This is a genomic window from Pseudomonas sp. PS02288 (assembly GCF_029959715.1).
GTDB lineage: Bacteria > Pseudomonadota > Gammaproteobacteria > Pseudomonadales > Pseudomonadaceae > Pseudomonas_O > Pseudomonas_O kuykendallii.
Genome location: NZ_JASCPA010000003.1, coordinates 137,768 through 161,926, shown reverse-complemented (window position 1 = coordinate 161,926; position 24,159 = coordinate 137,768). Strand labels below are relative to the sequence as shown.

Here is a 24,159-nt window from a genome sequence, read left to right as displayed (position 1 = left end):
GTCGTGCACGCCCAGCGGACGCGGGCGTGGCGCCTCCCCCAGCGCGGCGTGGCCGGCCAGCACCCAGGTGTCCTTGCTGCCGCCGCCGCTCTGCATGGCCACCACCTGGGCGCCGGACTCGGCGGAAACGCGGGTCAGCCCGCCCGGCATCACCCGGTAACCGTCGGCGCTGGCGACCGCGTAGACGCGCATGCCGATCGCCCGCGACTGCATGTGTTCGTCCTGCCAGACCGGCGCCTGCGACAGCTGTGCGATCTCCTGCGCCACGTAGGCGTAGGGCCGCGCGCGGATGCGCCGGGTCAGGTTGGCCAGCCCGGCGGCGTCGAGGTCGTGACCGAGCTGCGGGACGAAGCTCTGCGAGGGGAAGGCCGGCATCACCAGCAGGTCGCCGAGTTTCTCCAGCGCCTGCTCCAGCACCGGCGCCTCGCCGCACCACCAGGTGGCGATGGACGGCAGCAGCAGTTCCTCGCCGAACAGCTTCTCCTGGATCTTCGGCAGGAAGCCGAGCAGTCCGGGCGACTCCAGCACGCCGCTGCCCAGTGCGTTGGCCACCAGCACGCGGCCCTGGCGCACCGCTTCGAGCAGGCCGGGAACGCCGAGCGCGGAGTCGGTCCGCAGTTCCAGCGGGTCGCAGAAGTCGTCGTCCAGGCGCCGCAACACCGCGTGCACGCGCTGCAGGCCGCCCAGGGTCTTCAGGTACAAGGTGGCGTCGCGCACCGTCAGGTCGCTGCCCTCCACCAGCGGGAAGCCCAGGTGGCGCGCCAGGTAGAGGTGCTCGAAATAGGTTTCGTTGAAACGCCCCGGGGTCAGCAGCACCACCATCGGCGCTTCGTTGTCCTCGCGCGGCGCCTGCCGGACCAGCGTTTCGCGCAGGGTGCGGAAGTAGCTGCTCAGGTGCTGCACGCGCAGTTCGCGGAACAGGTCCGGGAAGGTGCGCGAGATGATCTGCCGGTTCTCCAGCGCGTAGCCGGCGCCGGAGGGCGTCTGCGTGCGGTCGGCGATCACCCACCAGCGCCCGTCCGGCGCGCGGCGCAGGTCCACGGCATAACTGTGCAGGTAGGTGCCGCCCGGCGGACGGATGCCCTGGCACGGCCACAGGAAGTTGTTGTGGCCGAACACCAGCTCGGTCGGCAGCAGGCCGTCGGCGAGCAATTGCTGGGGGCCGTAGATGTCGGCGAGCACGCTGTCGAGCAGGCGCGCGCGCTGGGCGACGCCGGCGGCGATGCCCTGCCACTCCTCGGCGCTGATCAGGTTCGGCAGCAGGTCGAGCGCCCAGGGACGGTCGGTGCCCTTGGGGTCGGCATAGACGTTGTAGGTGACGCCGTTCTCGAGAATCTGCCGATCGAGCAGTGCCTGGCGCTGTTCCAGCTGCGCCGGGCTGCTGCGCTCGAGGTGCTGGTAGAGCTTGTCCCAGTGCGGGCGAACCCGGCCGCTCGCATCGAGCATTTCGTGATAGGCCCGCGGGGTTGACGGACAATCGGCAAGCAAGTCGGGCATCAGTGGCTCGATAGACAGTTAATCAGGGCCGATCATGGCCGCGCTCGAATCCCGCAGGCTGAACCTGCGCGGCGCGGCTCTGGTTCACACGCGACGCAGGTCCAGGGTCATCGGCAACTCGTCCGAGACAACCGGGCGCGGCGGCGCCAGCTTGCCTGGGGTGTGGCCGAAGCGGAAGAAACGCGCCAGGCGCCGGCTCTCGGCTTCATTGGAATTGACCGGCAGGGTCTCGTAATTGCGCCCGCCAGGATGGGCGACATGATACTGGCAACCGCCCAGCGAGCGCTGCATCCAGGTATCGAAGAGGTCGAAAACCAGCGGCGCGTGCACCGGGATGTTCGGGTGCAGGCTGTTCGCCGGCTGCCAGGCGCGATAGCGCACGCCGCCGACGAACTCGCCGACCTTGCCGGTGGCGCGCAACGGCACGCTGGCGCCGTTGCAGGTGAGGATGTAGCGGTCCGGCGCCAGGCCGCTGAGCTTGACCTGCATGCGCTCCAGCGACGAATCCACGTAGCGCACCGTGCCGCCCACCGCGCCCTCTTCGCCCAGCACATGCCAGGGTTCGAGCGCCTGACGCAGCTCCAGGTCGATGCCCTGCACCACGTAGTCGCCGTAGCGCGGGAAGCGGAACTCGAAGTGCGCGGCGAACCATTCGCTGCGCAGCGGATAGCCCGCCTGGTTGAGCTCGGCGATCACGTCGGCGAAATCCTGCTCGACGAAATGCGGCAGCAGGAAACGGTCATGCAGCTCGGTGCCCCAGCGCGCCAGGCGCAGCGGCGCGTAGGGTTCGTTCCAGAACCGCGCCACCAGCGCGCGCAGCAGCAACTGCTGGGTCAGGCTCATGCGCGCGTGCGGCGGCATCTCGAAGGCGCGCAGTTCGAGCAGGCCGAGGCGCCCGGTGGCGCCGTCCGGCGAGTACAGCTTGTCGATGCAGAATTCGGAGCGGTGGGTGTTGCCGGTGACATCCACCAGCAGGTTGCGCAGCAGGCGGTCGACCAACCACGGCGGGCATTCCGCGCCCGGCTCGGGCATCTGTGCGAAGGCGATTTCCAGCTCGTAGAGCGAGTCGTTGCGCGCCTCGTCGACGCGCGGCGCCTGCGACGTCGGGCCGATGAACAGCCCGGAGAACAGGTACGACAGCGATGGGTGGTTGTGCCAGTAGCTGATCAGGCTGCGCAGCAGGTCCGGGCGTCGGAGAAACGGCGAATCCGCCGGGGTCGCGCCGCCGAGAACGAAATGGTTGCCGCCGCCGGTGCCGGTGTGGCGACCGTCGACCATGAATTTCTCGCTGGTCAGGCGCGTCTGCCGCGCCGCTTCGTAGAGAAACTCGGTGCGTTCGGCCAGCTCTTCCCAGCTCGCCGAGGGCTGGATGTTCACCTCGATCACGCCCGGATCGGGGGTGACGCGGAAGTTGGTCAGGCGCGGATCGCTGGGCGGCTCGTAGCCTTCCATGAGGATCGGGCAGCGCAGCTCGCGGGCGGTGGTCTCGATCGCCGCGACCAGTTCGAGGTAATCCTCAAGACGCTCGAGCGGCGGCATGAACAGGTACAGGCGGCCGTCACGCGGCTCGGCGCACAGCGCGGTGCGGACGATCTGGTGGGCGGACTCGTTGAGCTTCGGCGGCGGCGTCGGGTCCTCGGCCTTGGCGGCTTTCTGCGGGAACAGCGGCGTCTTCACCCGGCCCTGGATTTCCAGGCGCGGCGGAAGTTCGGCGAAGAACTGGTTGGGATCGCGCGGGCGCACGAAGGGATAGTCGGCCTCGCGCACCCACGGCTGCGAATCCAGCGGCAGGCGGTAACCCATCGCCGAATCGCCGGGAATCAACCGGCAATGTTCGTCGCGCAGGAACCAGGACCCGGTGATCCACTCCTCGCCTTTCTCGCTGCGCGCCAGCGGCAGGACGTGGCCGACGACTTCGCCGACGCCGCGGCAGAACACCTTGCGCAGGCGTTCACGCTCCTGGGCATCGGCCAGGCGCGAGTCTTCCGGGGTGACGTTGAGCGGCAGCTTGCGCTCGCGCCAGAGGTAGTAGAGCCAATCCTCGAAGGCAGGGAACGCGTGCTCGCCGGACAATCCGAGGTGCCCGGCCAGGGTGGTGAGAAAACGCGCGGCAAGGCGCGCATCGGCGCCGTAGTAGCGGGTTTCGTCGGCGTAGAGCGCCGGGTCCTGCCAGATCGGCTCGCCGTCGCGGCGCCAGAAGCAGTTCAGCGACCAGCGCGGCAGTTGCTCGCCCGGATACCACTTGCCCTGGCCGAAGTGCACCAGTGCATTCGGCGCATAGTGCTCGCGCAGGCGGTGGAACAGTTCGGCGGCCAGCCTGCGTTTGTTCGGACCGAGCGCGGCGGTGTTCCACTCGGCATCGTCGGGGTAGTCGAGGGCGACGAAGGTCGGCTCGCCGCCCATGGTCAGGCGCACGTCGTCGCGCTTGAGGTCGGCGTCGATCTTCCGCCCGAGATGGTCGATGGCCTGCCACTGCTCGTCGCTGTAGGGCTTGGTGACGCGCGGCGCTTCCCAGATGCGCTCGATGCGCATGTCGTGGCTGAACTCGACCTCGGACTTCTCCACCGCGCCGCTGATCGGCGCCGCGGACGACGGCTCGGGGCTGCAGGCCAGCGGGATGTGGCCTTCGCCGGCGAACAGGCCGCTGGTGGCGTCCAGGCCGATCCAGCCGGCGCCCGGCAGGTAGACCTCGCACCATGCGTGCAGGTCGGTGAAGTCGACATCGGTGCCGCTCGGCCCGTCGAGGGATTTCACGTCGGCGGTGAGCTGGATCAGATAACCCGAGACGAAGCGCGCGGCCAGGCCCAGATGACGCAACAGTTGCACCAGCAGCCAGGCCGAGTCGCGGCAGGAACCGGCGGCGCTGACCAGGGTTTCCTCAGGCGTCTGCACGCCCGGCTCCATGCGGATCAGGTAGCGGATGTCCTTCGCCAGGCGCTGGTTGAGCGCGACGAGGAAGTCCACGCTGGGCGTGGCGGTGCGGTCGATACCGGCGAGATAGGCCTCGAACTTTGGCGTCAGCGGCAGTTGCACCAGGTAGGGCGCCAGCTCGCGTTTTTCCTCGCCGGTGTAGGCGAAGGGAATCTTCTCGGCATAGGGTTCGAGGAAGAAATCGAAGGGGTTGAACACCGCCATCTCGGCGACCAGGTCGACCTCGACCTTGAATTCGCGGGTCTTCTCGGGGAACACCAGGCGCGCCAGGTAGTTGCCCTGGGGGTCCTGCTGCCAGTTGATGAAGTGCTTCTCGGGCAGGACCTTGAGCGAATAGGAAAGGATGCGTGTACGGCTGTGGGGCGCCGGGCGCAAACGCACGATCTGGGCGCCGAGTTCGACCAGGCGGTCGTAGCGATAGTGGGTTACATGGTGCAACGCGACATGGATCGACACGACGAGCCTCCTGCGGGCCTGGGCGATGACTTGCGACGCGCAAGACCCATGCCAGCCAATCGGGCCCATGCAGGGAGCGGTCTACGCCCGCCGGCACCATGAGGGAGCACGGGCCGCCGGCGCATGCGCGACACGGTCAAGGATGGGGCATCGACCGCCCTGCGGCAAGCTGACCCGGCGGCGGAGGCGGTTGCTGCAGGGAAAACAGGGTCGGGGCGTCTCGGTAAAGCAGGGATACACCGACGACCGGTGCTGGAAGAATTCGATACGAAGTAAGTCCCGGAAGGAGCGCCCTGCGTCGCTCACCGGGATGCAACACCCGTTAGCGTGGCGCTACGGGGCGCGCCGGCTTCTTGCCCTTGCCCTTGGGCGGCGCACCGCCGGCCCGATCCGCCTGACGCCGCGCCTGGGCGGCCGCCTTGGCCTCCTCGCGCTTGTCCCACGGCTTGCTGCCGTCGCTGCCGCGCGGCGGCAGGCCGGTGTGCTGAGTGAGGATCTTCTGTTCCTTGGCGACCTTGTGGCTGCCGGCTGGCGTGGAATTCTTGCGCCGGGCGCTCTGGTAGCCGTCGGTCGCCGGCTGGTGCAGGGGAATCAACTGGTGTTTGCCCGGCCCGATCAGATCGGCGCGGCCCATGCGGGTCAGCGCCTCCCGCAGCATCGGCCAGCCCTTCGGGTCGTGGTAGCGCAGGAAGGCCTTGTGAAGGCGGCGCTGCTCCTCGCTCTTGACGATGGTGACCCCCTCGCTCTTGTAGGTCACCTTGCGCAACGGGTTCTTGCCCGAGTGATACATCGCGGTGGCCGACGCCATCGGCGACGGATAGAACGCCTGCACCTGGTCGGCACGGAAGCCGTTGCCCTTGAGCCACAGGGCCAGGTTCATCATGTCTTCGTCGGTGGTGCCCGGATGCGCGGCGATGAAGTACGGGATCAGGTACTGCTCCTTGCCCGCTTCCTTGGAGAACCGCTCGAACATGCGCTTGAACCGGTCATAGGTGCCGATGCCCGGTTTCATCATCTGGTTGAGCGGACCTTCCTCGGTGTGCTCCGGGGCGATCTTCAGGTAGCCACCGACGTGGTGGGTGACCAGTTCCCGGACGTACTCCGGCGACTCGACGGCGAGGTCGTAGCGCAGGCCCGAGGCGATGAGGATCTTCTTCACGCCGGGCAACGCACGGGCGCTGCGGTACAGCTGGATCAGCGAGGAATGGTCGGTGTTCAGGTTCGGGCAGATGCCCGGGAATACGCAGGACGGCTTGCGGCACGCGGATTCGATTTCCGGGCTCTTGCAGGCGATGCGGTACATGTTCGCGGTCGGTCCGCCGAGGTCGGAAATCACCCCGGTGAAGCCCGGCACCTTGTCGCGGATCTCCTCGATCTCGCGAATGATCGACTCCTCGGAACGGTTCTGGATGATCCGGCCTTCGTGCTCGGTGATCGAGCAGAAGGTGCAGCCGCCGAAGCAGCCCCGCATGATGTTCACCGAGAAACGGATCATCTCGTAGGCCGGAATCTTCTCCTTGCCATACGCCGGGTGGGGCACGCGCTGGTAGGGCATGCCGAACACGTAGTCCATTTCCTCGGTGCTCATCGGAATGGGCGGCGGGTTGAACCAGACGTCGACCTCGCCATGCTTCTGCACCAGCGCGCGGGCGTTGCCCGGGTTGGTTTCCAGGTGCAGCACGCGGTTGGCGTGGGCGTAGAGCACGGCGTCGCTGCGCACCTTCTCGAAGGACGGCAGGCGGATAACGGTCTTGTCGCGGGTCAGCTTCGGGCTCGGCAGCAACTGCACGACCTTGGCTTCGTTCGGGTCCTCGAGCGGTCCTTTCTCCTGCTCGATGGCGCAGGCGGCGGTGTCCTGGGTGTTGACGTACGGATTGATGATCTTGTCGATCTTGCCCGGACGGTCGATGCGCGTGGAGTCGATCTCGTACCAGCCGGCGGGCGTATCGCGGCGGACGAAGGCGGTACCGCGGATATCGGTGATGTCCTCGATCTTCTGCCCGAACGACAGGCGCTGGGCGATCTCCACCACCGCGCGCTCGGCGTTGCCGTAGAGCAGGATATCGGCGCAGGCGTCGATCAGGATCGAATGACGAACCCGATCCTGCCAGTAGTCGTAATGCGCGATGCGACGCAGCGAGGCCTCGATGCCGCCGAGCACGATCGGCACATGCTTGTAGGCCTCCTTGCAGCGCTGGCTGTAGACCAGGCTGGCGCGATCCGGGCGCTTGCCGGCCAGGCCGCCCGGCGTGTAGGCGTCGTCGGAGCGAATTTTCTTGTCGGCCGTGTAGCGGTTGATCATCGAATCCATGTTGCCGGCGGCGACGCCGAAGAACAGGTTCGGCTCGCCGAGCTTCATGAAATCGTCTTTCGACTGCCAATCCGGCTGCGCGATGATGCCGACGCGGAAACCCTGCGACTCCAGCAGGCGGCCGATGATGGCCATGCCGAAGGACGGGTGATCGACATAGGCATCGCCGGTGACGATGATGATGTCGCAACTGTCCCAGCCGAGCCGATCCATTTCCTGGCGACTCATCGGCAGGAAGGGCGCGGGGCCGAAACACTCGGCCCAGTACTTGGGATAGTCGAACAACGGCTTGGCGGCTTGCATCGTCAGGGGACCGGCTGAATTTCACGGCCGCGGAATATAGCACAAAAAATGAACAAGTCCGACCGTGCAGCAGGGTCTTTCCCGACCGGGCGCCTGCCATTGGACGATGGGCTGTGCTTATATTCAGGCGACAGGGACGCTCCAGACGTCCAATCCACCAGGGAGCGCTTGGATGCGTGCAATGATCTTCCTCGCCGTACTGTTCGCGCTGGGCGCGGTGCAGGCGGCACCGGTACTGATCAATCAGGATGACAGTGGACGAACGCTCAACGGGCAGATCGAACTGCTCGAAGACGTCGGCGGCCAGTTGAGCATCGCCGACCTCGCCGACCCGGCCGTGCAGGCGCGCTTCCAGCCCGCCGACGGCAGGGCCAGCGTCGGCCAGAGCCGCAATCCCTGGTGGATCAAGGTCAGCCTGCAGCGCGGCGCCGATGCCCCGGCACTGTGGTGGCTGGAGGTCGGCTCGGTGACGCTGCTCGACCTGCGGCTGTACCTGCCGGGCGAGGACGGCGGCTGGCACACGCGCCAGTCCGGCGAGCGGGTCAGCTTCGCCGAAGGCCGCGACCATGCTTACCGGCGCATGCTGTTCGCCCTGCCGGCGCTGGGTGAGCAGCCGCTGACCTTCTACCTGCGCAGCTTCGACCCGGCCGGCAATTCCTTCCCCCTGAAAATCTGGCAACTGGGCGACCTGGACCGGTTCGCCGCCCAGGAAAACCTCTACCTCGGGGTGATCTACGGAATTATCCTGGCGCTGCTGCTGTACAACCTGTTCATCTTCCTCAGCCTGCGCGACGCCGCCTATTTCTGGTACGTGACGACCACCGCCGGCGCGCTGCTGATGATCCTCAGCATGAGCGGACACGGCTTCCAGTACCTCTGGCCGGATTCGCCGGTGCCCTTCTGGCTGGACCGCATCAGCATTCCGGCGCTCTGGGGCTTCGGCGCCTGCCGCTTCACCCAGAACCTGCTGCAGACCCGCCAGCACGTGCGCTGGGCGCATCGGCTGCTGGATCTGTCCTGCGCGCTCTACGTGATCGCCGTGATCTTCGACGGCCTCGGCTGGCGCGGCTTCGGCGCCTGGCTGTTCGTCGTGCTGGCGCTGACCAGCATCCCCGGCGCGCTCTGGTCAGCGGTGGTGCGCGGCCGCCAGGGCTACTTCCCGGCGTACCTTTACCTGTGCGGCTACGGCGTGATCCTCGCCAGCGTCGGCCTGTTGCTGCTACGCGCCACCGGCGTGGTGCAGCCCTCGGCGTGGAACGCCTACGTGTTCCCCCTGGCGGTGGCGGCCGAATCGATCCTGTTTTCCTTCGCCCTGGCCTACCGCATCCAGATGCTCAAGCAGGACAAGGCGATCGCCCTGGAGCAGGCCGACCGCGAGAAGACCGCGCGCCTGGCGCAAATCCAGGCCAGCGAGGCCGAGTTGCAACGGGCGGTGAAGCAGCGCACCGCGGAACTTGCAGCGAGCAACCAGCGACTCTCGCAGCGCGAGCAGGAACTGGAGCTGGCGGCCTTCCACGACCCGCTCACCGAGCTGCCGAATCGCCGCCATCTGATCGAACGGGTGGACAACGCCATGGCCAACGCCATCCGCCGCGGCGAAAGCTTCGCGCTGATGCTGATCGACCTCGATCACTTCAAGCCGATCAACGACCGGCACGGCCACGACGCCGGCGACATGATGCTGCGCACCATCGCCGCCCGCCTTCGCGAGAGCGTGCGCGGCCTCGACAGCGTGGCGCGGCTGGGCGGCGACGAATTCGCCGTGCTGATCTGCGGACCGGATGCGGAAAGCCACGCGAAGATGATCGCCGACCGTCTGTTGAACAAGCTCTCGCAGCCGGTGGCCTACGCCAGCTATCACCTGTGGGTGACGGTGAGCATCGGCGTGGCGTTCTATCCGCGCCACGCCACCCACTTCGCCAGCCTTTACCAGGCGGCCGACTCGGCGCTCTACGAAGTCAAACGCGGTGGCCGCTCGGCGGCGGCCGTCAGTGGCGGCGAGGAGTGGCCGGACGGCCCGGCGGACGCCGGAGCCTAGGAACGATAACGGCGCGGCACGCGGGCGGTGACCTTGGTCAGCAACTCGTAGCCGACCGTGCCGCAGGCCGCCGCTATCTCGTCCACCGGCAATTGCGCGCCCCACAGTTCGACGGCATCGCCGACGCCGGCTTCCGGCAGGTCCGTCAGGTCTATCATCAGCAGGTCCATGCACACGCGTCCGGCCAGCGGCGCGCGCTGGCCGCGGATGATCGCCGGCGTGCCGGCCGGCGCGTTGCGCGGATAGCCATCGGCGTACCCGCAGCTCACCGTGCCGATGCGCGAGGGCCGCGCAGCCACCCAACCGGCGCCGTAGCCGACACTTTCACCGGCGGCCACGTCGCGCACCGCGATCAGTTGCGCATTCAGGCTCATCACCGGCTTGAGCCCCAGCTCGGCGGCGGAAAGCTCGGCGAACGGCGTGGCGCCGTAGAGCATGATCCCAGGGCGAATCCAGTCCATGTGCGCGGCCGGCAGGGTCAGCACGGCCGCCGAGTTGGCCAGGCTGCGCTGGGCGAAATCCAGGTCGAGCAACCCGAGGAACTGCTCCAGCTGCGCCTCGGTGAGCGGATGGTTGCGCTCGTCGGAACAGGCGAAGTGGCTCATCAGGTTGAGTTCGGCGACCTGATCGGTCTGGGCCAGGCGCGGATGCCAGGCGCGCAGCGCATCGGCGTCGAAACCCAGGCGGTGCATGCCCGAATCCAGCTTCAGCCAGACGTTGAGCGGTGCCGGCAGGCGACTGGCGAGCAGCGCCTCGGCCTGCTCCACCCCCTGCACCACCACGTCGATGCGCAGCCGTGCGGCAACGGCGTACTCGCCCGCCTCGAAGCAGCCCTCGAGCAACAGGATGCGCGCGCCATCGTGCATCGCGCGAACCTCGGCGCCCTCCTCCAGGCTGGCCACGGCGAAACCGTCGGCCTCGTCGTGCAGCGCTGTGACCACCTCGCGCACGCCGTGTCCGTAGGCATTCGCCTTGACCACCGCGAACACCTGGCGACCGGGCGCGCAGCGCTTGGCGAAGGCGTGGTTGTGGCGAACGGCGGCCAGGTCGATCTGGGCGAACAGCGGACGCATGCTGGATATCCTGAAAGGAAAACGGGAGCGCCATGGTAGCGCCACGGCGCAGGTTTCATTGATTGGCGGCGAGGACCGCCGCGACGGACGCGAACTTACTCGTCGTCGAACTGGTAGCTGCCCGGCGCTAGGTTCTCGAAGCGCGAGTACTTGCCGAGGAAAGCCAGCCGCGTGGTGCCGATGGGACCGTTACGCTGCTTGCCGATGATGATTTCGGCGACGCCCTTGAACTCGGTTTCCGGGTGATACACCTCGTCCCGATAGACGAACATGATGATGTCGGCGTCCTGCTCGATGGCGCCGGATTCACGCAGGTCGGAGTTGATCGGGCGCTTGTTCGGGCGCTGTTCCAGACCACGGTTGAGCTGCGACAGGGCGACCACCGGGCAGTTGAATTCCTTGGCCAGGGCCTTCAGCGAGCGCGAGATTTCGGAGATCTCGTTGACCCGGCTATCACCGCTGGAACCGGGGATCTGCATGAGCTGCAGGTAGTCGACCATGATCAGGCCTATCTCGCCGTGCTCGCGCGCCAGGCGCCGGCTGCGCGCGCGCATCTCCGACGGGCTGATGCCGGCGGTGTCGTCGATGAACAGCTTGCGGTCGTTGAGCAGGTTGACCGCCGAGGTCAGGCGCGGCCAGTCGTCGTCATCCAGGCGGCCGGCACGCACCTTGGTCTGGTCGATGCGGCCGAGGGAAGCGAGCATACGAATCACGATGGATTCGGAAGGCATCTCCAGGGAAAACACCAGGATCGCCTTGTCGCTGCGCATCAGCGCGTTTTCCACCAGGTTCATCGCGAAGGTGGTCTTGCCCATCGACGGACGGCCGGCAACGATGATCAGGTCGGCCGGCTGCAGGCCGCTGGTCTGCGCATCCAGGTCGTTGAAGCCGGTGGACAGGCCGGTGATCGCGTCACCGTTGTTGAACAGCGAATCGATACGATCGATGGCCTTGACCAGGATGTCGTTGATCCCGACCGGCCCGCCGGTCTTCGGCCGCGCCTCGGCGATCTGGAAGATCAGCCGCTCGGCCTCGTCGAGAATCTCCTCGCCCGTACGCCCCTGGGGGGCGTAGGCGCTGTCGGCGATTTCGGCGCTGATGCCGATCAGCTGACGCAGCGTGGCGCGCTCGCGGATGATCTGCGCGTAGGCCTTGATGTTGGCCACCGACGGCGTGTTCTTCGCCAGCTCACCAAGATAGGCCAGGCCGCCGACCTGGCTGAGCTGGCCTTCCTTGTCCAGTTGCTCGGAAAGGGTCACCACGTCGAACGGCGAGTTGCGCTCGGCCAGCTTGAAGATCGCCCGGAAGATCAGCCGGTGGTCATGCCGGTAGAAGTCGCCATCGGAGACCTGATCAAGCACGCGCTCCCACGCATTGTTGTCCAGCATCAGACCGCCAAGCACGGCCTGTTCGGCCTCGATGGAATGGGGCGGCACCTTGAGCGCGGCGGTTTCCAGGTCGTATTGCTGCGGGATGCTGATGTCGTTCATAGGAGTCGGCGGCGATTCGAGACGAGCGATGGATTTAGCGGCGCGATCGATGATCACGCAAAAATTTCGGACAGGATACGGCGTTAACGCCGCCTGAAAAACAACGGGCACGGCATCGCTTGCGCAATGTCGTGCCCGATTGTAAGCAGACCCGCTGAATGCGGGGCCTGCGGTCGCCCGACTTAGGCGGCCACCACAATCAGTTTGACGGTGGCTTCGACGTCGCTGTGCAGGTGCACGGCCACGTCGTATTCACCGACCTGACGGATGGTGCCGTTCGGCAGACGGACTTCGCTCTTCGCCACTTCGACGCCGGAGGCGGTCAGTGCGTCGGCGATGTCGTGGGTACCGATAGAACCGAACAGTTTGCCCTCATCGCCCGCGGTCGCGGTGATGGTGACTTCCAGCTCGGCCAGCTGAGCAGCACGCGTTTCGGCGGAAGCCTTACGGTCGGCAGCAGCTTTTTCCAGCTCGGCGCGGCGCTCTTCGAACGCAGCGACGTTGGCGGCGGTGGCAGCAGTGGCCTTGCCTTGCGGCAGCAGGTAGTTGCGACCGTAACCGGCCTTGACGTTCACCTTGTCGCCCAGGTTGCCCAGGTTGGCGATTTTTTCCAGCAGGATGATTTCCATTTGGGTCTTACCTCTTGAACTTTTAACCTTCACCGTCCGCGGAATCCGGACCGCTCTTGCGCCCCGTGCGTCCGCGAAAATCAAACAAGCTGTCGACGATGGCCAGGACCACCAGCAACGGATAGATCAGCTGCATGAACACCAGCAGCGTTATGTACAGGCCAACCAGCCAGAACCGGCTCAACGCGCCACCGGCCACCAGGCCGTGCATCAGGCCGATACCGGCGAACGCCAGCGGCACGCTGCACAGCGGCGTCAGCATGGCCATCTGCGGCCCCAGATTGGGGCCCAGCAGCATGCCGGCGACCAGCATCAGCGTGACCGGCACCGGCAGCCTCAGCGCGCGAAACTCGCTACCGAAACCCCCGGGGTTGTAAAGCGCCGCCTGCCAGTAGCGCCCGAGCATCAGGCTGAGCAGGCTGAGGACCTGCAACAACGCAGCCATCAGTCCGGTCAGCACTGGCGCCAACAGGCTCTCCAGGCGTACTCGCTCGCCTGCCGACATCTGCTGGTAGACGCCATCGAGCACCTGCGGCATGAGCTTCTGCAACTCACCCGCCATGGCCGCGATCGGCTCGCCGAAAACCGCACCCAGAACCAGGCCGTAGACCAGGCCCAGCGGTACGCTGACCAGCAACACACGCGTCCACGAAACAGCGCCACGCAGCACCAGTGCCAGCCCCAGCGAACCGAGCAACACCATCAGGGTGCGCGGCTCGCCGAAGTACCACCAGACCAGCGCCGGCAAAAGTGCCCAGGCGACGATGCCCAGGGCATCGCTCAACCCGCGCCGCAGCAGCACCAGACTGCCCGCGGCCGCACTCAGCCAGAACAACAGCGGCAACGCCGCGGCCCCGACCACCACCAGGGTGGCCTGCATGCGGCCGCGCATGACGAAATCAGCGAATGCGCGCATGCCTACTCATCTATCCCTTGCTTGCGTCGACTGCCCGTCTCAACGGCCGTGGCTGTCGGTGTAGGGCAGCAGGGCCAGGTAGCGAGCGCGTTTGATAGCGGTTGCCAGCTGACGCTGATACTTGGCCTTGGTGCCGGTGATACGGCTAGGAACGATCTTGCCGGTTTCAGAAACGTAGGCTTTCAGGGTGTTGAGATCCTTGAAATCGATCTCTTTAACGCCTTCAGCGGTGAAACGGCAGAATTTACGACGACGGAAGAAACGTGCCATGAAAGTGGCTCCTCAATAGATCCGGTGATTACTCGTCAGCGTTGTCGCTGTCGTCGCCATCGGCGCCGTCAGGGCTTTCAACGCGATCGCGGCGCTCACGGCGCTCGCTGCGGTTCTCTTCGGCCTTGAGCATCTCGGACTGGCCGGTAACGGCTTCGTCGCGACGGATGACCAGGTTACGGATCACGGCATCGTTATAACGGAAGTTGTCTTCCAGTTCGGACAGGACTTTGCCGCTGCACTCTACGTTGAGCATGATGTAGTGCGCTTTGTGCACGTTGTTGATGGCATAAGCCAGCTGACGACGGCCCCAATCTTCCAGACGATGGATCTTGCCGCCGTCTTCTTCGATGAGCTTGGTATAGCGCTCGACCATGCCGCCGACCTGCTCGCTCTGATCCGGATGGACCAGGAAGATGATTTCGTAATGACGCATGAATGCTCCTTACGGGTTGTAGCCTGCCGGGAGAACCGGTCAGGCAAGGAGTGAAATTTCTCGTTTTGGCCTTGCCCGGAAGGAGGCGCGCGAACGCCTGCCCACTCGGCAAGGGGCGCCATTCTAGTGAAGGGTGATGGGCCGCGCAAGGCGAACTGGCGAATATTTAACCAGCCCGCCCAGCCTGGTCGGCTAGCCCGCCAGCGCGGCCAGCAGCTCGCGCACCTGCTGCAGGTCGTAGGGCTTGAGAAGGACCTGCGCCGCCGGCACGCCTTCCTTGCACGCATCCACCGGATAGCCGGAAGCGATCACCAGCTTGAGCTGCGGATGGTTCGGCGCAACCGCGCGCAGCAGCTCCAGCCCGGACATCCCGCCCAGCCCGATGTCGGTGAGCAGCACGTCGAAGCGCTCGCCCTGCAGCACCTGCAGCGCCTCTTCGGCGGACTCGCAGGCATGTACGCGATGGCCCAGTTCCTCGATCACCTCGCCGGTGAGCATGCGCAGGGTGAAATCGTCCTCGACGAAAAGGATGCTCAGCCCGGACGCCGGGGCCGCCTCGGTTTGCGGCGCCTCCTCGGCGGGCTCGGCAGGCTGCAGCGTCGACCCGTCGGGCAGGCTCGCATCTACGGCCTCGTCTTCCTCGAGGAAACGCGGCAGATAGATGACCACGGCGGTGCCGCCGTCCTCTTCGCTGGCCAAGGTGATGTGCCCGCCGCTCTGCTTGACGAAACCGTAGGCCATGCTCAAGCCGAGCCCGCTGCCACCGCGCCCGCCTTTGGTGGTGAAGAACGGCTCGAAGGCGCGCTCCAGCACCTCGGGGCTCATGCCGCAGCCTTCGTCGACCACGCTGAGCTGCACGTAGTCGCCAACGAGCACGTCGCCATGGCTGTCCGCATACTGCTGATCGAGCGTGACGTTGCGCACCTGCAGGCGCAGGACGCCGCCATTGCCCTGCATCGCGTCGCGCGCGTTGATCACGAGATTGAGGAGCACCGCCTCGAGATTCCCGACGTCGGCGAACGTCGACCAGAGTCCGTCGTCGATCTCGAGCTGGATGGACGTGCCCTCGCCCAGCGAGCGCTGCAGCAGCTCGTTCATGCGCTGCAACAGGTCGCCCATGTCCAGCGTCCTGGGCATCAGGGGTTGGCGACGGGCGAACGCCAACAGCTGCGAGGCCAGGCGCGCGCCCTTCTCCACGCCGGCGACCGCCGATTCGAGGCGGCGCAGGCTGGTGGCGTCGTCCCCAAGCGAGCGGCGCAGCAGTTGCAGGTTGCCTCCAATGACCTGCAGCACGTTATTGAAGTCATGGGCGATGCCACCGGTGAGCTGGCCTATGGCCTCCAGCTTGCGCACCTGCAGCAGTTCCTCTTCGGTCTGCCGGCGCTCGGCTTCGCTCTTCTCCAGCTCGGCGGTACGCGCCGCCACCAGCTCCTCGAGGTGCTGGCGATAGCCGGCCAGCTCGTCCTCGCTACGCTTCTGCTCGCTGACGTCGCTGCCCTGGACGAAAATCCCCGACACCGTGCCGTCCGACTCGGTGATCGGCTGCAGGATGAAGTCGACGTACAACTCGTCCAGCACACCGGGCTGGCGCTGCAGCTGCACGCGGCTCTTCTTGCCAACGTACGCCTGACCGCTCTGGTAGACGTGATCGAACAGCTCGAAGAACCCCTGCTCATGCAGCTCGGGAAGCGCCTCGCGCAGCGGTCGCCCCAGCAGTGTGCGCTCGCCGACCAGGCGCTCGTAGGCCGGATTGGTCAGCTCGAAGACGTGTTGCTCACCGCGCAGAAAGCAGATGAATCCCGGCGCCTGCTCGAACAGCTGGCGCAACTGGTAACCCTCGGCCTGCATCGCCCGCGCGCGCGACAGCACGCCTTCTTCGCGCTGCGCCTGCGGCTGGGCACCGGCGGACTCGCGCAACGCTAGCTTCATCGCCTGCAGGTCGGTGACGTCGACGGTGTGCTGCAGAATCATCTGCACGTCGCCGGCGGCGTTGAGGATCGGCGTGTGGGTCGCGCTCCAGAACCGGTCCTCGAAAACCACGCCCTTAGTGCCCTCGCGCGCGATGGCGTAGCGGATCAGCGGCAGGGTATCGAGCGCCTTGCGGCTTAGGACGCGCTGGAACGAAGCCATCAGGTCGGCGATGGCCGTACTTTCAGGCTGCAGCGGATCGGGCGGAAACGCCTCATCGATGCGCTGACCAAGCAGTTCAGCGCGGCTGCGGCCGGTAGTCCGCAGGTAGGCATGGCTGGCGTCGAGGATGATCAGCTCGGGGCTCAACAACAGATAGGCATTGGGCGAAAGCCTGAACAAGCTCTCGAAATCAGGACACTGCATTACTGACCTCCGATAGGCCTCTGGGCCTTCCTCACCCACGCTTCGAATGTCGTTCGCAGGTAAGGGTTCGGCGCCTCGGGAGGCTGCCCGTCGAGCGTGGCGCGACGGGACAGAACGTTGTTGGGGCTTAGCCCGGTAGCTTGCTGCGGCGCTGGCGCACGGCCTCGAACAGGCAGACGCCGGTTGCCACGGATACGTTGAGGCTGCTGACACTGCCGGACATCGGCAGACGCGCCAGGTAGTCGCAGTGCTCGCGAGTCAGGCGACGCATGCCCTTGCCTTCGGCCCCCATGATCAGCACCGTCGGCCCACTCATGTCGAGCGCATAGATGTCCTGATCCGCCTCGCCGGCAGTACCGACGATCCACAGGCCGCGCTGCTGCAACTTCTCCAGCGTGCGCGCGAGGTTGGTCACCGCCACCAGCGGGATCACCTCGGCGGCGCCGCAGGCCACCTTGCGCACCGTGGCGTTGAGCGTCGCGGACTTGTCCTTGGGCACGATCACCGCCAGCACCCCGGCGGCATCCGCGGTACGCAGGCAGGCACCCAGGTTGTGCGGATCGGTGACGCCGTCCAGTACCAGCAACAGCGGCGGGCCTTCGGCGCGCTCGAGCAATTCCTCGAGCATGTTCTCGCCCCAGACCTGGCTGGGGCTGACCTCGGCGACGACGCCCTGGTGCACGCCCTCGGCCCACTCGTCCAGTTCGCGACGGTCACGGGTCCCGGTGCTTACGCGCGCCTGCCTGGCCAGCTCGACCAGTGTCTGCACGCGCGGGTCCTGGCGCCCCTCGGCCAGCCAGAGCTGCTTGACCCGCTTGGGATGGTGGCGCAGCAGAGCCTCTACGGCGTGCACGCCGTAGACTTTTTCCAGCTCGCTCATGACTTGGCCTTACGCTTGCGCGGCGCGTCTCCCGCGGCCGCCTTGGGCGGCCCCTTGCGATGACGCGTGGACTTGCCCGCCGCCTGGCCGCCGGACGCGGCCGGCTTGCCCGACTTGCCACTCTTGGCCTCGGAGAGCAGCGCCTGCTTGAGGGCCCGGCTCTTGTTCACGTCGGTATTGCCGATGGCGTCATCGCCCCCGGCCGCGTCGGCGCCCTTCGAGCTGCGTCGCGGCGCGGACGTGCCGGAAGCCGAAGACGACTTCGTCGCATCGCCCGACTTGCCTCGTCCACCGCCAGTGGAAGGCTTCTCGCCCGTGCGGTTCTTGCGTCCGATCGGCTTTTCCAGCTGCTTCTCGGCCAGCTCGAAATCGATCTTGCGCTCGTCCAGGTCGACGCGCATCACCCGCACCTCGACGCTGTCGCCGAGGCGGAAGCTGCGCCCGGTCTTCTCACCGGCTAGCCGATGGTGTACGGCATCGAAGTGGTAGTAATCGCCGGGCAGCGCGGTCACGTGCACCAGGCCTTCGACGTAGATGTCCTTCAGCTCGACGAAGATGCCGAAACCGGTCACCGCGGTGATCACCCCGGCGAAGCTCTCGCCGACGCGATCCTTCATGAACTCGCACTTGAGCCAGTTCACCACGTCGCGGGTCGCCTCGTCGGCGCGCCGCTCGGTCAGCGAGCACTGCTCACCAAGTTGCTCCAGCGCCTGCTCGTCGTAGGGATAGATGCGTGCCTTCGGCATCACGGCCGCGCCGACGCGCTTGACGTGCGGCGTATCGCGCTTGGAGCGGATCACGCTGCGAATCGCGCGGTGGGTGAGCAGGTCCGGATAGCGACGGATCGGCGAGGTGAAGTGCGTGTAGGCCTCGTAATTCAGGCCGAAGTGGCCGTGGTTGTCGGCGCTGTACACCGCCTGGCTCAACGAGCGCAGCATCACGGTCTGGATCAGGTGGAAGTCCGGGCGGTCCTGGATCGTCTGCAGCAGCGCCTGGTAATCCTTCGGCGACGGGCCTTCCTTGCCGCGATGCAGGGTCAGCCCCAGCTCGCCGAGGAATGCACGAAGCTTCTCCAGGCGCTCCGGCGGCGGGCCGTCGTGCACGCGGTAGAGGGCCGGGATCTCGTGCTTCTTGAGGAACTCGGCGGTGGCGACGTTGGCCGCCAGCATGCATTCCTCGATCAGCTTGTGTGCATCGTTACGCTGGGTCGGACGGATTTCGGCAATCTTCCGCCCGGAGCCGAAGATGATACGCGTCTCCTGGGTTTCGAAATCGATAGCGCCGCGACTGTGACGGGCCTCGAGAAGAACCTGGTAGAGCGAATACAGCTGCTTGAGGTGCGGCAGCACTTCGCTGTACTCGCTGCGCAGGGCCTTGCCCTCGCTGCTCTTGGGCTGCTCGAGCATGGCGCTGACCTTGTTGTAGGTCAGCCGTGCATGGGAGTGGATAACCGCCTCGCAGAACTGGTAGTCGGTCAGCTTGCCGGTCTTGGAGATGGTCATCTCGCACACCAGCGCCAGGCGGTCGACATGCGGGTTCAGCGAGCAGAGGCCATTGGAAAGCACCTCCGGAAGCATCGGCACCACGCGCTCGGGGAAGTACACCGAGTTGCCGCGATTGGTCGCTTCCTCATCCAGCGCCGAGCCGACCTTGACGTAGTGCGACACGTCGGCGATCGCCACGTAGAGCTTCCAGCCACCGGAGAACAGCCGCCAGTTGCTGCCGTTCTTCTCGCAGAAAACGGCGTCGTCGAAGTCGCGGGCGTCCTCGCCATCGATGGTGACGAAAGGCAGGTGGCGCAGGTCGACGCGCTTCTCCTTGTCCTTCTCCTCCACTTCCGGCTTCAGCCGCGCGGCTTCCTTCTCGACGGCCGCCGGCCACACATGGGGAATGTCGTAGCTGCGCAGCGCCACGTCGATCTCCATGCCCGGCGCCATGTAGTTGCCGACCACTTCGACGATATCGCCCTGCGGCTGGAAGCGCGGCGTCGGCCAGTGGGTGATTTCCACCTCGACGAACTGGCCGATCTTCGCGCCGGAGGTGCGCCCGGGACTGATCAGCACTTCCTGCTGGATCTTCGGGTTATCCGGAATCACGAAACCGATGCCGCTCTCTTCGTAATAGCGCCCGACGATTCGCTCGTGACCGCGAGAGATCACCTCGACGATCGCACCTTCGCGGCGACCGCGCCGATCCAGCCCGGCGACCCGCGCCAGGGCGCGATCGCCGTCGAATACCAGACGCATCTGTGCCGGGCTGAGGAACAGGTCGTCGCTGCCATCGTCGGGAACCAGGAAGCCGAAACCGTCGCGGTGCCCGCTGACGCGGCCGCAGATCAGGTCGAGCTTGTCCACCGGGGCATAGGTCCCCCGGCGCGTATAGATAAGCTGCCCATCGCGCTCCATTGCGCGCAACCGGCGACGCAGGGCTTCCAGTTGATCTTCGGTGGTCAGCCCAAACTCCTCGACCAACTGCTCGCGGCTGGCGGGAGCGCCACGCTCGTCGAGGCGCTTGAGGATCAGCTCGCGGCTGGGGATGGGGTTTTCGTATTTTTCCGCCTCGCGGGCGGCCTCGGGATCGAGGGATTGCCAGTCGGCCATCAGGGAAAGGTCACCTTGTCTGTTGATTCTGTTGTCTCGCTCATATGCCTATTGAAGCGCGAATTCCACCCGGCGCGCAGCTTTGGGCGGACAATTATTTTTTTCGCCGTCAGGGGTTTACAAGGGAAAACATCGTCCGTATATTTCGCGCCCACAGCGTTGCACAGACGTTGTAACACGGAAGTCGATGAGTAATCATCGCATCCAGTGCCCAGGTGGCGGAATTGGTAGACGCACTAGGTTCAGGTCCTAGCGGTGGCAACACCGTGGAAGTTCGAGTCTTCTCCTGGGCACCACTCTTCAGATAAACCGAGCCGCGAGGCTCGGTTTGTCGTTTAAGCGGAAGGCAATATCCGGTCGGTTCGCCGACGAAAGTTGCCAAAAGCCGGCGAGCGATCGTCGCAATAATGTGCCCAGGTGGCGGAATTGGTAGACGCACTAGGTTCAGGTCCTAGCGATGGCAACATCGTGGAAGTTCGAGTCTTCTCCTGGGCACCACTCTTCAGACGAACCGAGCCGAATGGCTCGGTTTTTCGTTTCTGCGATAAAAATCCGACAGGCGCCGACATGAAAAAAGCCGGGCGCGTGGCCCGGCTTCTTCCAGCCCGCTGAACGCTACGCCTTGAATTGCCCGAGGCTCGCCTTGAGCTGCGCCGCCAGACCGTCGAGCACCCGGCCGCTTTGTGCGGTCTCCGCCACCGCATCGGCGGACAACCGGGCCTCGGCGTGGATCACGTCGACCCTGCCGCGAACGGTGTTCGCCCCCTCGGCCTGATGCTTCGCGGCCTGGGCCGCCGCCTCCACGGCGCCGTGCACGCTGGCCACCGCGCGCTGGACTTCCTCCTGCAACCGTTCGCTGTCGCGCAGGGCCTGCAAGCCTTCGCTGGCGCGCTCCTGGGCCTGGGAGATCGCCGCGACCGCTTCCTTTGCACCTTTCTGCAACGCACCGATGTGCGCCTGGATATCGCCTGTCGACTGCTGGGTCTTGCTCGCCAGCGCGCGCACCTCGTCGGCGACCACCGCGAAACCACGTCCGCTCTCGCCGGCGCGGGCCGCCTCGATGGCCGCGTTCAGCGCCAGGAGGTTGGTCTGCTCGGCGATCCCGTGAATCACCGACAGCACCACTTCGATCTGCTCGCTCTGCAGCGCCAGCCGCTGGATCACTTCGGAGCCGTTCTGCACGCGCTCTTCCAGCGCGCCGATGAGCCCGCCGACGCGCTTGGCGATCGCCTCATTGTCCTCCGTCGCGCGCCGGATATCGCCGACCCGCTGCAAGGCCTCCTGCATGGTGCGGCTCTCCGCCTGGGCTTCGGCGGTCATGCTGGCGAGCGCCTCGAGGCTGCCGGCCACCTCGTTCATCTGCCGCCCCGCCGCGGCTTCCGCCGCATGGCTGCGCGAGGCCAGCGCCTGGATTTCCGTACCGGTCTGCACGGCCACGTCGCCGGCCTTGCGAATGATCGGCTGCAGTTTGTCGATGAACCGGTTGACCGCATCGGCCATCTCGCCGAGCTCGTCGCGACTATCCAGCTTCACCCGGCGAGTGAGGTCGCCCTCGCCTGCCGCCAGGTCGTTGAGCGCCGCCACCAGCAGCCGCAACCGGTTGACCACGCGACGACCCAGGACCACGGCAAGCACCAGCAATACACCGAGGCCAACCAGCACCAGCGCGAGGCCGATGCGCCATCGCAGCTCGCCGGCCGCCTCGTCGACGGTCTTGCGCGTACCGGCATTCATGCTGTCCGCCGCCGCGCGGGCCGATTGCAGGCGAGCCGTCAGCGCCGCCGTGCTGTCGGTGGCGGCACCGGCCAGGCTTTCGCCCACCAGCTGGCCGCCGCTGGCGATCAGTGCGGTGAAGCGCTGATCGAGCGCCTGCAGCTGGGCTTCGATGGACGCCGTGGAGACGCCGAGGCGGACCTTGCCGATCTCCACGCCGTTGGGATTGATCGATGCCTCGACCAGGTGCACCGAAGGGTCGTTGGCGGCGGCGTCCAGAACCTTGTCCAACGCGCGCTCGCCGGTGCCGCGCTCCAGCAGCGCCATGATCAAGGGGTTCTGCCGGTTCAGGTAACGCGTCAAGTGCTCGCCCTTGGCGTCGTCGTAGACGACGAACAGCACGTTCGGGTTGCGCTGCGCGCGGCGGGCGAACTCGGACAGCGCCGGCCCGTCGTTGTCCCACATCGCCTTGGGGGCGACGGCGGCAAGCAACTGGGCGAGATCGTTGGCGGAATCCTTGAGGTTCGCCTCCAGGCTGCCGCGCAGCTGGGCCTGCTCCTGCTTGAGCCGCTCGCTGAGCGACGCCGACAGGCGCTGACGGGTCTGCTCGGACAAACCGCTGAGCCCGGAAGAAACCTCCTGCCTCGCCTGCTCCAGTTCGGCGGACAACTTCTGCGTGTCCTCGCCCAAGCGTGAAGCGAGTTTTTCCGTCAGGGTACTCACCGTGCCCCGAGTCAGGGCAACGGCCACCAGCACCTGCACCAGCAGCGCAATGCCCAAGGCGATGAACGCGGGCCGCAATAGGCGGCTTCGCAGCAGAGACAGGATGGCTGACACGACGACACTCCTTAACGACCGTTACCCGTTAACGGCGACTACCAGGATTTGTTTAACCCTTCAGCAATCGGCATGCCGCGAAATGCGACATTTCCTTCACCAATGAAAAGGGCCGCTCTACGGCGGCCCTTCGGACGTTCAACGGACTCAGGAGTAGGGGTGACGAAGAACGATGGTTTCGTTGCGATCCGGACCGGTGGAGATGATGTCGATCGGTGCGCCGACCAGCTCCTCGATGCGCTTGATGTAAGCGCGCGCATTGGCCGGAAGCTCGTCGAGGCTCTTCGCGCCCACGGTGGATTCGCTCCAGCCAGGCATGTCCTCGTACACCGGCTGCAGGCCGATATAGCTGTCCGCGTCGGTCGGAGCATCGACCAGCACGTCGCCGTTCTCGTCCTTGTAGCCCACGCAAATGCGGATAGTTTCCAGACCGTCGAGCACGTCGAGCTTGGTCAGGCAGAGGCCGGAAATGCTGTTGATCTCGATGGCGCGACGCAGGATCACCGCATCGAACCAACCGCAGCGACGCGCACGACCGGTGGTGGAACCGAACTCATGGCCACGCTTGGCGAGGAACGCGCCGGTTTCGTCGAACAGTTCGGTGGGGAACGGCCCGGAGCCGACACGGGTGGTGTAGGCCTTGGTGATGCCGAGGATGTAGTCCAGATACAGCGGACCGAAACCCGAACCGGTGGCGGTGCCGCCGGCAGTGGTGCTGGAGCTGGTGACGAACGGATAGGTGCCGTGGTCGATGTCGAGCAGCGAACCCTGCGCACCCTCGAACATGATGTGCGCGTTCTCGCGACGCAGCTCGTGCAGGCGCGCGGCGACGTCGGTGATCATCGGCTTGAGCACGTCGGCATAGCCAAGCGCCTCGTCCAGGGTCTTCTGGAAATCGACCGCCGGCTCCTTGTAGTAGTGCTGCAGGACGAAGTTGTGGAAGTCCAGCAGTTCGCCGAGCTTGGCGGCGAAACGTTCGCGATGGAACAGATCGCCGATGCGCAGGCCGCGACGCGCGACCTTGTCTTCATAGGCCGGACCGATGCCGCGCCCGGTGGTGCCGATCTTGGCATCGCCACGGGCCTTCTCGCGGGCCTGATCCAGAGCCACGTGGTAGGGCAGGATCAGCGTGCAGGAGGGACTGATGCGCAGGCGCTCGCGCACCGGCACGCCCTTCTCTTCGAGCTTGATGATCTCGCGCATCAGCGCAACGGGCGCGACGACCACGCCATTGCCGATCAGGCACTGCACGTTCTCACGCAGGATGCCCGAGGGAATCAGGTGCAGAACGGTTTTCTCACCGTCGATCACCAGGGTATGGCCGGCATTGTGGCCGCCCTGGTAGCGCACTACGGCGGCCGCCTCGTCGGTCAGCAGATCGACGATCTTGCCTTTGCCCTCATCACCCCACTGGGTGCCCAGGACGACGACATTCTTACCCATAA

15 protein-coding genes and 2 tRNA genes are annotated in these 24,159 nt (G+C 66.0%); 3 read left to right on the top strand and 14 right to left on the bottom strand.

The genetic code is table 11. The annotated features are described in order from the left end of the window. From QMX85_RS03065 to QMX85_RS03055, 3 genes are all read right to left on the bottom strand, one after another. Window positions 1-1,497 (bottom strand): circularly permuted type 2 ATP-grasp protein (locus QMX85_RS03065; RefSeq protein WP_282338719.1); only part of this gene is annotated, 1,497 nt, incomplete at its 3' end. A gap of 84 nt (window positions 1,498-1,581) precedes the next feature. After that, a complete protein-coding gene (locus QMX85_RS03060) occupies window positions 1,582-4,884 on the bottom strand; it encodes a transglutaminase family protein (protein WP_282338718.1) in 3,303 nt (1,100 codons plus the stop codon). A gap of 322 nt (window positions 4,885-5,206) precedes the next feature. Next, window positions 5,207-7,498: a YgiQ family radical SAM protein gene (locus QMX85_RS03055; protein ID WP_282338717.1), complete on the bottom strand. Its 2,292-nt coding sequence runs from the start codon at window positions 7,496-7,498 to the stop codon at window positions 5,207-5,209. A 172-nt stretch (window positions 7,499-7,670) separates the two neighbouring features. Here QMX85_RS03055 and QMX85_RS03050 point away from each other — a divergent pair, with 172 nt between their 5' ends. After that, complete coding sequence (locus tag QMX85_RS03050) at window positions 7,671-9,536, top strand: diguanylate cyclase (RefSeq protein ID WP_282338716.1); 1,866 nt, start codon at window positions 7,671-7,673, stop codon at window positions 9,534-9,536. On the opposite strand, the gene alr is transcribed toward QMX85_RS03050, so the two are convergent. The 9 genes from alr to rnr form a co-directional block, all read right to left on the bottom strand. Then, window positions 9,533-10,609: an alanine racemase gene (gene alr, locus QMX85_RS03045; protein ID WP_282338715.1), complete on the bottom strand. Its 1,077-nt coding sequence runs from the start codon at window positions 10,607-10,609 to the stop codon at window positions 9,533-9,535. The genes QMX85_RS03050 and alr overlap by 4 nt on opposite strands. A 95-nt stretch (window positions 10,610-10,704) precedes the next feature. Next, a complete protein-coding gene (gene dnaB / locus QMX85_RS03040; RefSeq protein WP_282338714.1) occupies window positions 10,705-12,099 on the bottom strand; it encodes a replicative DNA helicase in 1,395 nt (464 codons plus the stop codon). 182 nt (window positions 12,100-12,281) lie between these two features. Then, window positions 12,282-12,728: a 50S ribosomal protein L9 gene (gene rplI, locus QMX85_RS03035; protein WP_273229051.1), complete on the bottom strand. Its 447-nt coding sequence runs from the start codon at window positions 12,726-12,728 to the stop codon at window positions 12,282-12,284. 22 nt (window positions 12,729-12,750) lie between these two features. Then, window positions 12,751-13,644 (bottom strand): hypothetical protein, encoded by an 894-nt coding sequence (locus tag QMX85_RS03030; RefSeq protein WP_282338713.1) that lies wholly within the window; start codon window positions 13,642-13,644, stop codon window positions 12,751-12,753. A 39-nt stretch (window positions 13,645-13,683) separates the two neighbouring features. Further along, entirely contained in the window at window positions 13,684-13,914 is a 231-nt protein-coding gene (rpsR, locus tag QMX85_RS03025; RefSeq protein ID WP_016495030.1) for a 30S ribosomal protein S18, read from the bottom strand. 28 nt (window positions 13,915-13,942) lie between these two features. Further along, complete coding sequence (gene rpsF / locus QMX85_RS03020) at window positions 13,943-14,350, bottom strand: 30S ribosomal protein S6 (protein ID WP_090223824.1); 408 nt, start codon at window positions 14,348-14,350, stop codon at window positions 13,943-13,945. Between the two features lie 192 nt (window positions 14,351-14,542). Then, window positions 14,543-16,684: an ATP-binding protein gene (locus QMX85_RS03015; protein WP_282338712.1), complete on the bottom strand. Its 2,142-nt coding sequence runs from the start codon at window positions 16,682-16,684 to the stop codon at window positions 14,543-14,545. A 127-nt stretch (window positions 16,685-16,811) separates the two neighbouring features. Beyond that, the gene (rlmB, locus tag QMX85_RS03010) at window positions 16,812-17,564 is read right to left on the bottom strand and encodes a 23S rRNA (guanosine(2251)-2'-O)-methyltransferase RlmB (RefSeq protein WP_090223827.1); all 753 of its coding nucleotides are present in this window, start codon (window positions 17,562-17,564) and stop codon (window positions 16,812-16,814) included. Then, window positions 17,561-20,164 (bottom strand): ribonuclease R, encoded by a 2,604-nt coding sequence (rnr, locus tag QMX85_RS03005; protein WP_282338711.1) that lies wholly within the window; start codon window positions 20,162-20,164, stop codon window positions 17,561-17,563. Before rnr ends, rlmB begins: the two co-directional genes overlap by 4 nt. A 209-nt stretch (window positions 20,165-20,373) precedes the next feature. On the opposite strand from rnr, the gene QMX85_RS03000 reads away from it, so the two are divergent. Both QMX85_RS03000 and QMX85_RS02995 read left to right on the top strand, forming a co-directional pair. After that, window positions 20,374-20,460: transfer RNA gene (locus QMX85_RS03000), tRNA-Leu, on the top strand. Between the two features lie 115 nt (window positions 20,461-20,575). Next, a tRNA-Leu gene (locus QMX85_RS02995) sits at window positions 20,576-20,662 on the top strand. A gap of 117 nt (window positions 20,663-20,779) precedes the next feature. Here the strand turns inward: QMX85_RS02995 and QMX85_RS02990 are convergent. Next, window positions 20,780-22,714 (bottom strand): methyl-accepting chemotaxis protein, encoded by a 1,935-nt coding sequence (locus QMX85_RS02990; protein WP_282338710.1) that lies wholly within the window; start codon window positions 22,712-22,714, stop codon window positions 20,780-20,782. A 147-nt stretch (window positions 22,715-22,861) separates the two neighbouring features. Then, the gene (locus tag QMX85_RS02985) at window positions 22,862-24,157 is read right to left on the bottom strand and encodes an adenylosuccinate synthase (RefSeq protein ID WP_282338709.1); all 1,296 of its coding nucleotides are present in this window, start codon (window positions 24,155-24,157) and stop codon (window positions 22,862-22,864) included. Window positions 24,158-24,159: the final 2 nt, after the last annotated feature.